The organism is Thermobifida alba, assembly GCF_023208015.1.
Taxonomy (GTDB): Bacteria; Actinomycetota; Actinomycetes; order Streptosporangiales; family Streptosporangiaceae; genus Thermobifida; species Thermobifida alba.
Genome location: NZ_CP051627.1, coordinates 4,120,680 through 4,135,060, shown reverse-complemented (window position 1 = coordinate 4,135,060; position 14,381 = coordinate 4,120,680). Strand labels below are relative to the sequence as shown.

Below are 14,381 nucleotides of genomic sequence, written 5' to 3'. Positions count from 1 at the left end.
CACGATCGACACGGTCTCCCCGACCGGTTCGGGCAGCCTTCCCGCCTGGGTGACCAGCCGCTGGGTCCAGGCGGCGCTCGTGGTGGCGGTCCTGCTCGCGGGGTTCGCCCTGGTGAAGGGGCAGGGCAGTTTCCCCGAACTGCCCGAGGCGCTCCAGGTCGCCCCGTTCCTCGACCGCGTCTACGAGTGGGTGGTCACCCACCGCAACACCAGTCCGCTGTTCCTGTACGGGTTCAACTACCTCTCGGTGGGACTGGGCTCGGCGGTCATCCTGATCAACCTGGTGCTGACCTGGCTGACCTGGCCGGGAGTGGTGGTCGCGGGGGTCTTCACCGCGTGGCGCGTCGCCGGGCCGCGGGTCGCGGCGTTCGCCCTCCTCACCTTCACGACGTTCGGCCTGCTCGGCCTGTGGACCGAGGCGATGACCACGCTCGCGCTGCTCATCACCTCGGTGCTGCTCGCGCTCCTCGTCGGCATCCCGCTGGGCGTCGTCGCCGGACGCAGCGACCGCTTCGACCGGGCGATCCGGCCCGTGCTGAACTTCCTGCAGATCATGCCGGCGTTCGCCTACCTCATGCCGATGCTGCTGCTGTTCGGGATCGGCAACCCGGCGGCGGCCGTGGCCACCACCGTCTACGCATTCCCTCCCGCGGTCCGCATCACCTCCCTGGCCATCCGGGGGGTCGACCCGGGAGCGGTCGAGGCCGCCGTCTCGCTGGGGTCCACCCGCTGGCAGACCCTCACCAAGGTGCAGTTGCCGCTGGCCAGGCGGACCATCATGCTGGGCGTCAACCAGGTGATCATGCTGGCGGTGTCCATGGTGGTCATCGCCTCGGTGATCGGCGCGGGCGGCCTGGGGGACGCCATCTACCAGGCGCTGAACAAGGTCAACGTGGGCCGGGCGTTCGAGGCCGGACTCGCGATCGTGTTCCTGGCGATCGCTCTGGACCGGGTCACCGCCGCGGCCGGCAGGGAGCGGAACGTCCCCGGCCCCGACCGCACGGGCCGTCTGCCGGTCGTCGCGGCGGGGGTGGCGGCGACCGCCGCCGCGTCCGTGCTCGCCCGGCTCCTCGGGGTTCCGGACTGGCCGCGGGAGTGGACCCTCAGCATCGCCGGACCGGTCAACGCGCTCAACGCCGCGGTGCAGGACCTGGTCGGCGGCCTCACCTCGGCGCTGGGCACGCTCACCCTCGACTGGGTCCTGGATCCGCTGCGCGCGGTCCTCACCGACTCGCCGTGGTGGCTGGTGGTGCTGGCCGCCGCCGCGCTCGGGGCGGTGCTGGAGGGATGGCGCACCGCGGTCGTGGCGGGGCTCTCCCTGCTCGTCATCGGGGTGCTGGGCGTCTGGGACCTCAGCATGGACACCCTCTCCCAGGTACTGGTGGCGGCCCTGCTCACCACCGTGGTGGGGATCGCCGTGGGCATCGCGGCGGCACGCTCCACCGTGCTGTCCCGGGTCCTGCGCCCGGTGCTGGACGCGATGCAGACGCTGCCGCCGTTCGTCTACCTGATCCCGGCGGTCGCGCTGTTCGGCATCGGCCGCGTCCCCGCGCTGGCGGCCGCCGTCATCTTCGCGCTGCCCCCGGTCATCCGCCTGGTCGAGAACGGCATCCGCGGTGTCTCGCCCGCCGCGGTGGAGGCGGCGGTCTCCCAGGGCTCCACCCGGCTCCAACTGCTCGCCAAGGTGCAGCTGCCCCTGGCCCGCGCCTCGCTGCGGCTCGCGGTCAACCAGGGAATCATGATGGTCCTGGCGATGGTGGTGATCGGGGCGCTGGTCGGCGCCGGAGCCCTGGGCTACGGGGTCGTGTTCGGCCTGGGCCAGAACCTGCTGGGTCTGGGGCTCACCTCGGGCCTGGCCATCGTCTGCCTCGGGGTGCTCCTGGACCGGCTCACCCAGGGCGCGGCGCGGCGGGAGGGATGAACCGTGCCTCTGCCTCCCTCGCTCCCCGGCATCACAGGAGGAACCATGTCCACCGCCACGGGCATCGGGCGGCCGCTCCGGACCGCCGCGCTGGTGCTGGCACTACTGGTGACCGTCGCGTCGTGCGCGGTCCGCACCACCTCGATGCTGCGTGACCCCAACACGGTGCGGATCGCGTTGAACGGGTGGGTCGGCTACGAGGCCAGTGCCGTCGTCATCGAGTACCTGCTCGAAGAGGAGCTCGGCTACCAGGTCACCCTCGTGCAGATCGACGAGCAGCCCTCGTGGCAGGCCCTCGACCAGGGCGCGCTCGACGTGATCCTGGAGAACTGGGGCCACGAGGACCTGATGGAGCTCTACGGGCCCGGGGGCAACGGGACCGTGGTCGACGGCGGCCCCAACGGCAACATCGGGCAGATCGGCTGGTACATGCCCGCCTACATGGCCGAGCGGTACCCGGACATCACCACCGTCGACGGGCTCCGGGAGCACGCCGAGGTCTTCCGCACCCCGGAGAGCGGCGACCGGGGCGAGTTCCTCTCCGGCGCGCCGGGGTTCCTCACCCAGGACCAGGGCATGATCAACCACTTCGATCTCGACTTCACGATCGTCTACGCGGGATCGGAGGCCGCGGAGGTCACGGAGGTCCGCAACCGCTACGCGAAGGGCGAGCCGGTGCTGTTCTACTTCAACGAGCCGCACTGGCTGTTCACCGAACTCGACCTGGTCCGCGTGGAGTTCCCCGAGGCCACACCGGGGTGCGCGGCCGACCTGTCCGACGTGGGCTGCGACTATCCGCGGCAGGAGCTGAACAAGATCTACCGGGCGGGCTTCGCCGAGGAGGGCGGTCCCGCGTTCGAGCTGATCGACGCCTGGCAGTGGACCAACGAGGACCAGAACACCGTCGCCCGGCTCCTCGCCTACGAGGGGCTGGACCGGGAGGAGGCCGCGGCCCGGTGGATCGAGGAGAACCCCGAGGTGTGGCGGCCGTGGATCCCCGAGGGCTCGGGGAGGCGGTGAGGTCCGCGTCCTGTTCCCCGCGGACGGCGTCCGCGGGGAACAGGACGGGCGGGGTCAGCGCTCGTAACGGCGGCGGCGACTGACCCAGTAGACGTTCAGACAGGCCGCGAGGAATCCGGAGGTCAGCACGATCGTCAGCGGCGCGGAACGCGCCCACACGGCGGCGAGCACCGCCCCCACCAGCAGGACCGTCGCCCCGAACACGGCGAGGACCAGCCGGAACGTCAGTGCGCTCGCCGGCCGGTCGTGGCTGCCCAGCGGTCCCTTCAGCCGCCCGCGTCGCATGCCTCCCCCTTCCGGACACACGTCGGGCCCCCGGAACGGTCTCTTCCGGGGGCGGGTGCGGCAACCGCGAAGCCGCCGCTCCTCACCGCTCCTCGGCGGTGACGAACCTCAGGACCGCGCCGACTCCCCCCGCTGCCTCGGTGTCCGCGAGCTCCACGAAGCCGGCGTCGGTCTGGGTGGCCGCACGCAGCAACAGCGTACTGGCGGGCGCCTGGAACGCGGAGTCGGGGTCGCTGAGCCGCTCCCGCTCCACCGACACCTCCAGCGGATCGGACCGGGAGGCCCAGATCCGCGGTTCCTCACCGGGGTCCGCGGCCAGCAGCAGGACCTGGACCTGGGCGCGCCGCAGCGCCTCGGCGGTCTCCGCCACTCCCTCGACGGCGCCTTCACCGCGCGCCAGCGCCGTGGTGAAGGCGGCCCGCTCCCGCCTTCTGGCCTGGGCCACCGCCCGTTCCAGGGCCCGGTCCACCGCCTCGCGCAGGCTGGCGAGCGCCGCGGCGTCGGAGCGTCCCCCGCCGGGCTGTTCCACGAGGATGTCGAGGACCGTCTTGCTCAGGTGGTCGCGGAGCTTGCCGATGGCCCGCTCGTCGCCGCCGACGAACACGACCTCGGCGTCCACGTCGGCGACCGCCGCCTCCACGTCCTTGGCTGCTTCCTGGGCGTTGGCCTCCCACAGGTTCTCCGCCCTGCGCTGGTACTGCTTGTGCGTCCACCCGCCGACGCGCACCTTCTGGATGTGCAGGGTGCTGCCGCTGAAGCTCCGTTCGGACTCGGGTTCGTGGTGGGCGACGGTGTAGGCGGAGACGTCGGCGCCCTCCCGGTCCGCCGCGACGACCACGTAGGGGACCTGGCGGTTGCGGTCGACGGCCAGTTCGAGGGGGTCGGCGACCGGAAGCAGGACGGCCCGGTCCCGCAGCGGCGGCCGGGACAGCGTGAAGGCGCCCAGCAGCCGCCCCTCGGCGGCGAAGAGCGCCTCTCCCTGGGGGCCGGGGATCCCCGGCTCCCCTCCGGCCACCGCGTCCAGGGCGCGCAGGGTGTCCTCGTCGGCCCCCTGCTCGGCGAGGCTCTCCCGCAGCCCGCGCCAGCGCAGTTCGATCTCCTTGGCGGCGCTCTCCGACGCCCGGGTGGTGTCCAGGTAGACCGAGGCCACCGGGGCGGCCGTCTCGTACAGCGGTCGCAGAAAACCAAGATCCATGCGCCGCGGGCCCTGGTCGGCGGCCCGCTCACCCCCTCCGAACTCGGTGTTCGCCTCGTCCGGGGCCGCTGCCCGGCCCCGGGTGGGGCATGCGCCAGGTAAGGAACCCCTGTCCGGGGAGTTAGTCCGGGGGTGGTGCCCCCCGGGGGGCACCACCCCCGGAGGTCAGCGGTGACGTGCGCGTTTCCCGTTCCCGAGCTGGGGTAGTGCGGTGGGTCCAGCCGGTTCAGGAGGCGGAAGGGAGACGCCCCTCATGGAGCGCGGCAGCGACAAGCACGGTCCCCGGATCGACGAGGACCTCAAACAGGAAGTCGACGGGGCGCTCAAGAGCGGCGGCCCCACACGGGCCCGGGAGGACCGCGAACCCGAACCCCTGGTCGACGACCAGGGAGTCCCGGCCACCGACCGCGAGGCCGTCCAGAACGAGCGGAGCGAGTAGGACCGGCCGGGCACCCGTCCGGCACCGGTCCGCACGGCGTACAGACTCCGGCCCGGCCCCGACTCGGCGGGGGCCGGGCCGGACCGCGGTCACTCGCCGCCGAAGACGGCGGGCAGCGTCGACTCGTAGGCGGTGCGCAGCTCCGTCAGCTCGATGCTGATGCGGCCGTCGCGGTGCGTCATGCTCAGCGCGGATCCGCCGACCGTGCCGATCCGCGCCGCCGTGACCCCGTGCTCGGCGCACAGGTCCGCCAGGGCGCCCTCGTGCTCCGGCCGCACGCTCACCACCGCGCGCGCCGCGGACTCGCTGAACAGCGCGGTGAACGCGTCCTCACCGAGGTCGACCTCGCAGCCGACGCCGCCGCGCAGGCAGGACTCGGCGAGTGCCACCGCCAGGCCGCCGTCGGAGACGTCGTGCGCCGACGCCAGCACCCCCGCCGCCGCGCCGTCGACCAGCACCCGGCCCAGCGCCGCCTCGGCGTCGAGGTCGACCCTGGGCGGCCGGCCGCCCAGGTGCCCGTGGATGGCGTCGGCCCACGCCGAACCGCCCAGCTCCGGTCGGGTCTCCCCGAGCAGGAAGACCGCGGAGCCCTCGGTCTCGTGGCTGAACGCGCTGGTCAACCGCTTGTGCACGTCGTCGATGACACCGAGCACGCCGATCACCGGGGTCGGATTGATCGCGGTGCTGCCGGTCTGGTTGTAGAAGCTGACGTTGCCGCCGGTCACCGGGGTCCCCAGCGCCTGGCAGGCGTCCGCCAGGCCCCGCGTGGCCTCGGCGAACTGCCACATCACCGCGGGGTCCTCGGGGGAGCCGAAGTTGAGGCAGTTGGTGACCGCGATGGGGCGGGCGCCGGTGGCCGCGACGTTGCGGTACGCCTCGGCGTAGGCCAGCTGGGTGCCGGTGTAGGGGTCGAGGCGGGTGTAGCGGCCGTTGCCGTCGGTGGCCAGCGCCACCCCGCGGTCGCTGTCGTCGGTGATGCGGATCATGCCGCCGTCGTGCGGCGCGGCCAGCACCGTGTTGCCCATCACGTACCGGTCGTACTGGCTGGTGATCCAGCTCGGATCGCAGATGCCGGGCGACGACAGCACCCGCAGCACCTGGTCGCGCAGCTGGTCGTCGCCCTCGGGGCGGGGCAGCGCGGCGGGGTCGGCGGCCAGCAGGTCGTCCTGGTCGGCGGGGCGCGCGATGGGCCGCTCGTAGACGGGGCCCTCGTCGGCGGCGGTGCGCGGCGGCAGGTCCACGATCGTCTCGCCGCGCCAGGTCATGACCAGCCGTCCGCCGCGCGCGTCCTCCTCCGGAGTGACGTCGGTGACCTCGCCGATCACGCTGGCCAGGATGTCCCACTTGGCGCAGACGGCCAGGAACTCGTCGAGCTTGGCGGGCTCGACGATCGCCATCATCCGCTCCTGCGACTCGCTCATCAGGATCTCCTCGGGCGTCAGCCGAGGGTCGCGCAGCGGGACGCGGTCCAGGTCGATGCGCATGCCTCCGGTGCCGCCCGCCGCGAGTTCGGTGGTCGCGCAGGAGACGCCCGCCGCCCCCAGGTCCTGGATGCCCACCACGAGATCCCGGGCGTACAGCTCCAGGCTGCACTCGATGAGCAGCTTCTCCATGAACGGGTCGCCGACCTGGACGCTGGGCCGCTTGGCCTCGCTCTCGTCGTCGAAGCTGGCGCTGGCCAGGACGGACGCGCCGCCGATGCCGTCGGGGCCGGTGGTCGCACCGAACAGCACGACGTGGTTGCCCGGGCCGGGCGCCTGCGCGAGCTTGATGTCGTCGTGCTTGAGCACCCCCACGCACAGGGCGTTGACCAGCGGGTTGCCGGAGTATCCGGCGTCGAAGCCGATCTCACCGCCGATGTTGGGCAGGCCCAGGCAGTTGCCGTAGAAGGAGATGCCCGACACCACGCCCGGCAGCACCCGCCGGGTGTCGGGGGCGTCGACGGGGCCGAACCGCAGCGCGTCCATGACCGCGACCGGGCGTGCGCCCATGGTGAGGATGTCGCGCACGATGCCGCCCACACCGGTGGCCGCGCCCTGGTGCGGCTCCACGTAGGAGGGGTGGTTGTGCGACTCGATCTTGAAGGTGACCGCGTAGCCGTCGCCGACGTCCACCACTCCCGCGTTCTCGCCCATGCCGACCAGCAGCACGTCGCTCTCGGGGGCCTTCTCCCCGAACTGCCGGAGGTGGACCTTGGAACTCTTGTAGGAGCAGTGCTCGCTCCACATGACCGAGTAGATGGCCAACTCGGCGGAGGTGGGACGGCGGCCGAGGATCTCGCGGACCCGCGCGTACTCGTCGTCCTTCATGCCGAGTTCGGCGTAGGGCTGCGGCAGGTCCGGGGTGGCCGCCGCCTTGGCGACCGTGTCGAACCGGGGTTCTTCAGACATACGTGCTGTTTTCCGTTCGGGAAGCGGAGCGGATCGGAGTTCAGGAAGCGGGGGACGGCGGCACGAGGTGCGCCAGCAGCAGTCCGGCGGTGGTGCCCTCGACATAGGGTTCCAGGCTGCCCTGGACCATGACCGCGCCGTCGCTGAGCGCCGACTCGGCGTAGGGCACCTTCTCGGGGTCGGTCTCCCCCTCGGGCAGCAGGCGCCCCCACCCCTGGTCGAGCAGGTGCGTGTAGACCGTCTCGACTGCCTCCTCGGCGTCGAGCCCCGCGGCGGTGACCGCGACCGGGCGGTAGCACTCCTGCGGGGTGCACTGCTGGCCGAGGTCGGTGTAGGTCACTCCCTCGGGAGCCGCCCCCAGGGCCTCCACCGACGGTGCGGCCGGGGGCGCGGGCGGGGCGCTGTCGGAGGCCCACGGCTGGTACAGCAGGGTGACGACCATCGTGCCCAGCAGCGCGAGCACCCCCGCCACCGCCAGACCGGCCTGGACCCTCCTGGACCGCAGCAGCGCCATCATCGAGACATCATCCCCGAGCCCTCCGGGCGGGCGTGGTCAGCCGGCGGCCGCGGGCACCGGAGCACCGCCGGTCAGGTGGGCCAGGATGGAGGTGAAGAAGCCGAGACCGTCCGTCGACGGACCGGTCAGCGCCTCCACGGCGTGCTCGGGGTGCGGCATGAGCCCCACCACGTTGCGGTGTTCGTTGGTGACCCCGGCGATGTCGTCGGTGGAGCCGTTGGGCGCGGCGTCGACGTAGCGCACCACCACGCGCCCGTCGCGTTTGAGCTCGGCGAGGGTCTCCGGGTCGGCCACGTAGTTGCCCTCTCCGCTCTTGAGCGGGATGAGGATCTCCTGGCCCGGGGAGTAGCCGCCGGTCCAGGCCGTGTCGGCGGCCTCCACGCGCAGCAGCTGGTCGCGGCAGAGGAAGTGCCGCGAGGAGTTGCGGGTCAGCGCACCGGGCAGCAGGTGGCTCTCGCACAGGATCTGGAACCCGTTGCAGATGCCCAGGACCGGGAGGTTTCCGGACCGGGCGGCGGGCACGATCTCGGTCATGATCGGCGCGAACCGGGCGATGGCCCCACAGCGCAGGTAGTCGCCGTAGGAGAAGCCGCCGGGCAGTACGACCGCGTCGACGCCCTTGAGGTCGGCGTCGCCGTGCCACAGGGAGACGGGTTCGGCGCCGGCGATCCGCACCGCGCGCGCGGCGTCCCTGTCGTCAAGGGAACCGGGGAAGGTGACGACGCCCACACGAGGGGCAGCCATATGGGCACTCTCCGAAAATGTCGATGGGAGCAAGGCCTGGGCCGAGTCTCGTCCCGAACAGCTCGACCATCTACGAGACTACCCGCTGCGCGGGGTGGCGGTCGTGGCGCTTTCCCCGCACCACGTCACCAAGGGACCGCCCGGGCTGGGCGGTTATCGTCTGGATGTCCCTCGACGGAAGGTCCGCCCCCATGCCGCTCAGTCCGGAGACCCGCCGGTTCATCGACGAACTCACCGCCTCCTCCCCCCGGCCCGGCGCCGTCGGGGTGGACGCCGTGCTGCTGCGCTCCTCGCGGCGCGACCGCAGAGTCGTGGGAGCCGACGTCGCCCTGGTGCGCGACCTCGCCGTGCCCTCCCCCGCGGGCGCCGTCCCGGTCCGGCTCTACCATCCGGCGCCGGACGGTCCCGCCACGGGCTGCGCGGTGTTCCTCCACGGCGGCGGCTACGTCGTCGGCGACCTCGACACCCACGACCACGTGGCCCGACTGCTCGCGGCGGAGAGCGGGGCCGCCGTGATCGCGGTGGACTACCGGCTGGCCCCCGAGCACCGGTTCCCGGCGGCCGTCGAGGACGCCTTCGCGGCCACCCGCTGGGTCGCCGACCACGCGGCGGACCTGGGCGTGGACCCCGCCCGGCTGGCGGTCGTGGGGGACAGCGCGGGCGGCGGACTCGCCGCGGTGGTCGCCCTGCTGGCCCGGGACGGCGGCCCACAGCTCGCCGCGCAGGTGCTGATCTACCCGGTGACCGACCTGAGCGGCTACCCGGTGTCCGAGGACACCCCCTACCCGTCCCGGATCGACAACGGCGAGGGCTACTTCCTCACCTCCGAGGGGATGCGCTGGTTCGCCGGACAGTACCTGGCCGATCCCGCCGACGCCGAGGACTTCCGCGCCTCCCCCATCCGCGCGGCCGACCTGTCCGGCGCCCCGCCCGCCCTGGTGGTCAGCGCCGACTTCGACCCGCTGCGCGACGAGGCCGAGGCCTACGCCCGGGCGCTGGCGGCCGCCGGGGTCCCGGCCACCACCGTGCGGATCAACGGCGGCTTCCACGGAATGTTCGGCCTGGGGTCGCTGCTTCCCCCCGGCCGTCAGGCCGAACTCCTGGTCGTCGCCACCCTGCGGGACACGATCGGCGCGACACGGCGGGCCGGTTGACTCCCGTCTTACCCCCTCGGGCAGTAGCGTGCAGTCATGGCAGCCAACCGTGACCCCCAGCCCTCCCCGCTACCCGGGTTCATCCGGGACAGCGGCCTCTTTCTCCGGCAGGCGGTGCAGACGTTCCGCGCCACGGGCGCCGTCACACCCAGCGGGACGGCGCTGGCCAACTCGCTGGCCCGCTACGTCACCCGGCGGGAGGACCCGAACTCCCCCGTCACCATCCTGGAGGCGGGCCCCGGAACCGGTCCGGTCTCCCGCGCCGTCGCCGCGCGCATGCGCCCCGGCGACACCTTCGACATGGTCGAACCCAACCCGGTGTTCGTGGAGCACCTGACCGGGCTGGTCAAGCACGACCCGGTGTTCGTGCCGGTCGCCGACCGCGTCACCATCCACCAGGCGCTGGTCACCGACCTTGGCACGGACCGCCGGTTCGACGTGATCATCTCCGGGCTGCCGTTCGCCAACTTCACCGCCGACGAGGTCCGCACGATCATGGAGTACTACTTCACCGTGCTGCGGCCCGGCGGCCACCTGTCCTTCTTCGGCTACCTGTACACCAAGCAGGTGAAGGCGGTCATCGCCCCGCTCGACGACTACCTGCGCCAGGTGCAGTCCGGCTGGGAGGTGCAGAAGTGGGTGAACCGGTACGCGGTGGACCGGGAGCACGTGTACCGCAACCTTCCCCCGGCCTGGATCCACCACCTGCGCAAGCCACTGGACTGACCGGACGGCGACGGCCCCGGCGTCCGAGGACGCCGGGGCCGTCGGGGGCTGCGTTCCCCGCGGAGTGTGGGAGGAGGGGACGGGGACGAGCCGTGGCGGCGGGCTCCGCTCGGGGACGCGGAGTCACCGCCGGGGAGGGTCAGAGGAGGCAGCCGACGCCCGCCGTGCGCACCTTCGCCGGCACCGACTGGGCCGGGTCGATCCGGCCGTGGAGCTGGGGCTCCCAGGTCGCCCGGTTCTCGATGGCCGGGGTGTGCACCGCGTTGTACGCCTCCAGGAAGCTGGTCCGGTGGTGCCGGGAGCGGCCGTTGGCGTAGCTTCCCGTCTCGTACATCCGCGTGCCCTTCCAGTAGGCGACGACCTGGGAGAAGTCGACGGACGGGTCGATGTCGAAGTAGTTGTTCTCCGCGTACAGCGACGACTCCATCCCCACGCCCCAGGAGTACTGGTAGGTCTTCTCCCCCTCAGGCGTGGCGGGGACCACGTAGTGGTTGTTGTAGGCGTGCACCTGCCCGTAGCGGACGCGGGGGGCGCGCTGCAGCACGTTCTCCCAGCGGTTGTGGTGCAGGGTGACCCGCAGCTTGCCGACGTCGTGGGTGGGTGAGTCGGTGCTGCCGATCAGCATGGTCTTGTCGTGGTCGCGCAGCACGTTGTAGGAGACGGTGACCAGGTCGGAGCCGTGGGTGATGTCCAGCAGGCCGTCGTGGACCTGGAACTCGCGGCCGAAGTACTCGGGCAGGTCGCGGTCGAGCACGTCGCCGTCGCTGAACTCGTTGTGGTCGATCCACACGTGCGTGGAGCGGCGCACCGAGATCCCGTCGAACTCGGAGTTCCAGTTGCCCTCGGCGCCGTCCGTGGGGTCCCACTGGGGGAAGCAGTCCTGGGCGGTCTCGAAGGAGATGTTGCGGATGATGACGTTGTCGACGCTCTCCACCATCATCTGCGCGCCGACCAGTGCGGCGTCGTCGCCGAGGCCGATGATGGTGGTATTGGAGCCGACCTCGAAGACGATCTGTTCCCGCTGGTTCTGGTAGGAGCGTTCCCGGGCCTCTTCCAGGGGTCCGGACGGCTCGGTGTCCCACCCCCAGACGTCGGGGTGGTAGGCGGCCAGGTAGGCGTCCAGGTCGTATTCGGGGTCGGCGTAGTCGTCGCAGGTGAGCCGGTTGCCCTGGGCGTCGGTGTTGGCGTCGATCCGCCCCTTGAGGAAGACGATCTTGGGGGTGTCGTTGTGGCGGCCGCCGTCCAGCGCCGCACGCAGTGCGGCGTAGCTGTCGACGACGTGGACCTGGTCGGCGTCGGCCGCGGAGCCCCCGGTGGTGCCGGTGCCGTGTGCGGCCCAGCCGTCGTTGGGGGCGAGCACCTCGCGGGCGATCCGCTCGGCCTTGGGGGACACTCCGGGATGGTGGTGGGGACGGGCCAGGGCGCTGCCCGGGACGACCAGCGTGAGCGGCAGCGCGAGGGTGACGCCGAGGGTGACAACTCTTCGCATGGGACTCTCCTTGCCGCCCGGTGGGGGAAGCGGAGGAAGGGTGGGGCGGCGGGTGTGGGGATCGCTCTGGAAAGCGCTTGCCGTGACAGTAGTCACAAAAAGAGCGCAGTGTCAACAGTCCACCACGCCCCCAACGCCGGAATCGTGGAGCTTTTCCCGAGCACCCCTTGCCTCCACAGAGGAAAGCCCTTACCCATCGTGCCGACCGGGATGCTCCCGCCCCACGCGGACCCCGCGGTGTCAGGACCTCCCGCCGTCAGCCGCCCAGCCCCGCCACCGCCGTGTCGAGGTTGCGCGCCAGGGCGGCCGGGTCCCGCCCGGCGGTCCGTCCTTCCAGCTCCCCGCGGCTCACCACCTCAAGCGCCCCCCGGTACCCGGGGTCGCCGAGCCTGGCGCGCGGGACGACCTCGACCGCACCGCCCCGGACCACGAGCACCGCCTCGGCGTCAACCGAACGCAGCAGCTCCTCCACGTGCTCGGCGCGGATGACCCCCATGACCGCTCCTCCCTGTCCGCCTGGCCCCTCGGTCCTCACGCGCCGGACGCCCGGTGTGCCTCGACGCGGTACCTCGCCCGGAGCCGCTCGTACTCCCGCCGGTCGATCTCCCCCTCGGCCAACCGCCGGTCCAGGTCCTGGACGAGCGAGTCGCTCTCCAGCCACCGCCGCTTCCGGTACTCCGGCGAACGCACCTGCCGCTCGGCGGACCGCTGCGCGTGCCACAGCACCGCCACGACCGCGAGGATGACCCCCACCGGCACGACCACGCCCAGCAACGCCATCAGCAGCAGCCCGAACTCCACTCCGCCCATGCCGTCCGCGTCCCTCCCGACGTCCGACCGTGTCACCGCCCACCGCTACCCGCACGTCGGCGGAGCACACCTCCGTCGGCCGGAGCACGGGCCCCGCCCCGGCTGCCCCGGCCGCTCCCGGAGGCCCCTGGGGAGGGACCGCTACGGGCGGTCGGCGACGAAGATCGCGGTGCCCGGCAGGATGCGGCCCCGCAGCGGGCTCCAGCCGCCCCACGTCCGGGTGTGGTGTTCGGGCCACTCGGGTTCGACGATGTCGCGGAGCAGCAGCCCGGCCCCGGTGACGGCGCGCACCCAGTCGCCGATCGTGTGGTGGGCCTCCACGTACAGCGCGCGCCCCTGCCCGTCCTCCTCCACGTAGGGGCGGCGGTCGAAATAGGAGTCACGGGCCCGGAGCCCCTCCTCCCCCGGGTCGTCGGGGAAGCACCAGCGGATCGGGTGGCTGACCGAGAACGCCAGCCGCCCGCCCGGACGCAGCACCCGGGCGGCCTCCGCCAGCGCGGCGCGGGCGTCCGGGATGAACGGGAAGGCGCCGTAGGCCGAGCAGACCACGTCGAACGCGGCGTCGGCGAACGGCAGCCGCTGGGCGTCGGCCTGCACGACGGGCAGCGCGCACCCGGTGGCCTCGTCGATGCGGCGCGAGTGCCGGAGCTGGCGCCCGGACACGTCGATCCCGACCACCTCGGCCACCCCCTGGTCGCGCAGCCACCGGCCGCACTGCCCGGCGCCGCAGCCGATCTCCAGGACCCTCCGGTCCACCAGCTCCGCCGGGGCCCCCAGCAGCCGCGCCTGCCGCTCGGTCAGTCCCTCGGGTCCCCACACGAACTCGGCGTCGCCGAGGAACTCGCCGTGCTCGTCCTGGTACTCGTCGGCCGCGCGCTCCCACCACAGTCTGCTGGCCCGCGCGCTCTCCCCCGCGTCGGCCGGTCTACGCGCGATCCGCTCGACGGTCGCGGTGCTCAGGTCGTCGGTCATGCCCCCATCCTCGCACCGGCGCCGCCGCGGGAACGGGACCGCACAGCCGTCGTGCGGTCCCGTTCCGGCCCGGCGGACCGTGCGGCGCCGCCCCGCCGGGCGGGCGTCAGCGCAGCACCGGCAGTCGGCGCACGATCCCCAGACGGCTCCACCAGCCGCCGAGGCCGGCGGTGTCGCCCGCGTCGGTCAGCGCGAGGAGGACGACGGTGAGCGCCATGACGATGTGGTCGTCCATGAAGGGGTTGGTCTGCGGAGGCAGCACAGCGGTCCACATCAGCACGAGCAGGAGCGCTCCGGTGGCCGCGGCGACGCGCATCCCGATGCCGAGCAGCAGCGCCGTTCCGATCCCCAGCAGACCGGCCATGAAGAGGACGTCGGCCCAGAGCGCGCCCGCGAAGGACCGGTAGAGCTCCGCGAAGGGCCCCGACACGGCGTTGGTCAGGTACCCCTCGGTGGGGCTGCCGCCGTTGACCCAGGCGCCCTCCGCCGGGGTGGCGAAGCCGAGGCCGAACAGTTTGTCCAGGAACGCCCAGAGGAAGATCCAGCCGATCGACAGCCGGACCGCGGCGAGGACACCCCGCGCCGCGGACGAGGCGACCACGGGGCGGGGACCGGCCGGCGCGCGGTCGCCGCGGGCGGGGGGCGGGATCGTCCGAACCTCGGTGGCCTTCTCCGACATCGCACACACCCTTTCGTGGGGGACCGGTGGTGGCTCCAGT

At 72.7% G+C, this 14,381-nt stretch carries 15 protein-coding genes; 5 read left to right on the top strand and 10 right to left on the bottom strand.

What is annotated here, in order from left to right; genetic code table 11:
• Positions 1-4 precede the first annotated feature (4 nt).
• Entirely contained in the window at positions 5-1,921 is a 1,917-nt protein-coding gene (locus tag FOF52_RS18425; protein WP_248593923.1) for an ABC transporter permease, read from the top strand.
• A gap of 45 nt (positions 1,922-1,966) precedes the next feature.
• Positions 1,967-2,941, top strand: a complete 975-nt coding sequence (locus tag FOF52_RS18420; protein WP_248591163.1) for an ABC transporter substrate-binding protein — start codon at positions 1,967-1,969, stop codon at positions 2,939-2,941.
• 54 nt (positions 2,942-2,995) lie between these two features.
• Here FOF52_RS18420 and FOF52_RS18415 read toward each other — a convergent pair whose 3' ends face one another.
• Complete coding sequence (locus tag FOF52_RS18415; protein ID WP_248591162.1) at positions 2,996-3,226, bottom strand: hypothetical protein; 231 nt, start codon at positions 3,224-3,226, stop codon at positions 2,996-2,998.
• An 82-nt stretch (positions 3,227-3,308) separates the two neighbouring features.
• Positions 3,309-4,421 (bottom strand): baeRF2 domain-containing protein, encoded by a 1,113-nt coding sequence (locus FOF52_RS18410; RefSeq protein ID WP_248591161.1) that lies wholly within the window; start codon positions 4,419-4,421, stop codon positions 3,309-3,311.
• A 253-nt stretch (positions 4,422-4,674) separates the two neighbouring features.
• Here FOF52_RS18410 and FOF52_RS18405 point away from each other — a divergent pair, with 253 nt between their 5' ends.
• A complete protein-coding gene (locus FOF52_RS18405) occupies positions 4,675-4,860 on the top strand; it encodes a hypothetical protein (RefSeq protein WP_248591160.1) in 186 nt (61 codons plus the stop codon).
• Between the two features lie 89 nt (positions 4,861-4,949).
• Here FOF52_RS18405 and purL read toward each other — a convergent pair whose 3' ends face one another.
• Genes purL through purQ form a run of 3 tightly spaced genes read right to left on the bottom strand, consistent with a single transcriptional unit; the run spans position 4,950 to position 8,511 of the window.
• A complete protein-coding gene (purL, locus tag FOF52_RS18400; RefSeq protein ID WP_248591159.1) occupies positions 4,950-7,250 on the bottom strand; it encodes a phosphoribosylformylglycinamidine synthase subunit PurL in 2,301 nt (766 codons plus the stop codon).
• A 40-nt stretch (positions 7,251-7,290) separates the two neighbouring features.
• Positions 7,291-7,767 (bottom strand): hypothetical protein, encoded by a 477-nt coding sequence (locus FOF52_RS18395; RefSeq protein WP_248591158.1) that lies wholly within the window; start codon positions 7,765-7,767, stop codon positions 7,291-7,293.
• Between the two features lie 36 nt (positions 7,768-7,803).
• Complete coding sequence (gene purQ / locus FOF52_RS18390; protein ID WP_248591157.1) at positions 7,804-8,511, bottom strand: phosphoribosylformylglycinamidine synthase subunit PurQ; 708 nt, start codon at positions 8,509-8,511, stop codon at positions 7,804-7,806.
• A 191-nt stretch (positions 8,512-8,702) separates the two neighbouring features.
• Here purQ and FOF52_RS18385 point away from each other — a divergent pair, with 191 nt between their 5' ends.
• The gene (locus FOF52_RS18385) at positions 8,703-9,665 is read left to right on the top strand and encodes an alpha/beta hydrolase (RefSeq protein ID WP_248591156.1); all 963 of its coding nucleotides are present in this window, start codon (positions 8,703-8,705) and stop codon (positions 9,663-9,665) included.
• Positions 9,666-9,701: 36 nt separating this feature from the next.
• A complete protein-coding gene (locus FOF52_RS18380; RefSeq protein WP_248591155.1) occupies positions 9,702-10,391 on the top strand; it encodes a class I SAM-dependent methyltransferase in 690 nt (229 codons plus the stop codon).
• Between the two features lie 139 nt (positions 10,392-10,530).
• Here the strand turns inward: FOF52_RS18380 and FOF52_RS18375 are convergent, their stop codons facing one another.
• The 5 genes from FOF52_RS18375 to FOF52_RS18355 all read right to left on the bottom strand — a co-directional run bounded on the left by FOF52_RS18375 (position 10,531) and on the right by FOF52_RS18355 (position 14,341).
• Positions 10,531-11,880, bottom strand: a complete 1,350-nt coding sequence (locus FOF52_RS18375) for a pectate lyase family protein (RefSeq protein ID WP_248591154.1) — start codon at positions 11,878-11,880, stop codon at positions 10,531-10,533.
• A 256-nt stretch (positions 11,881-12,136) separates the two neighbouring features.
• Positions 12,137-12,376, bottom strand: a complete 240-nt coding sequence (locus FOF52_RS18370) for a hypothetical protein (protein ID WP_248591153.1) — start codon at positions 12,374-12,376, stop codon at positions 12,137-12,139.
• 35 nt (positions 12,377-12,411) lie between these two features.
• Positions 12,412-12,726 (bottom strand): SHOCT domain-containing protein, encoded by a 315-nt coding sequence (locus tag FOF52_RS18365; protein WP_248593983.1) that lies wholly within the window; start codon positions 12,724-12,726, stop codon positions 12,412-12,414.
• A 105-nt stretch (positions 12,727-12,831) separates the two neighbouring features.
• Complete coding sequence (locus FOF52_RS18360; RefSeq protein ID WP_248591152.1) at positions 12,832-13,662, bottom strand: class I SAM-dependent methyltransferase; 831 nt, start codon at positions 13,660-13,662, stop codon at positions 12,832-12,834.
• Between the two features lie 106 nt (positions 13,663-13,768).
• Positions 13,769-14,341, bottom strand: a complete 573-nt coding sequence (locus FOF52_RS18355) for a hypothetical protein (RefSeq protein WP_248591151.1) — start codon at positions 14,339-14,341, stop codon at positions 13,769-13,771.
• Between the last annotated feature and the right edge of the window lie 40 nt (positions 14,342-14,381).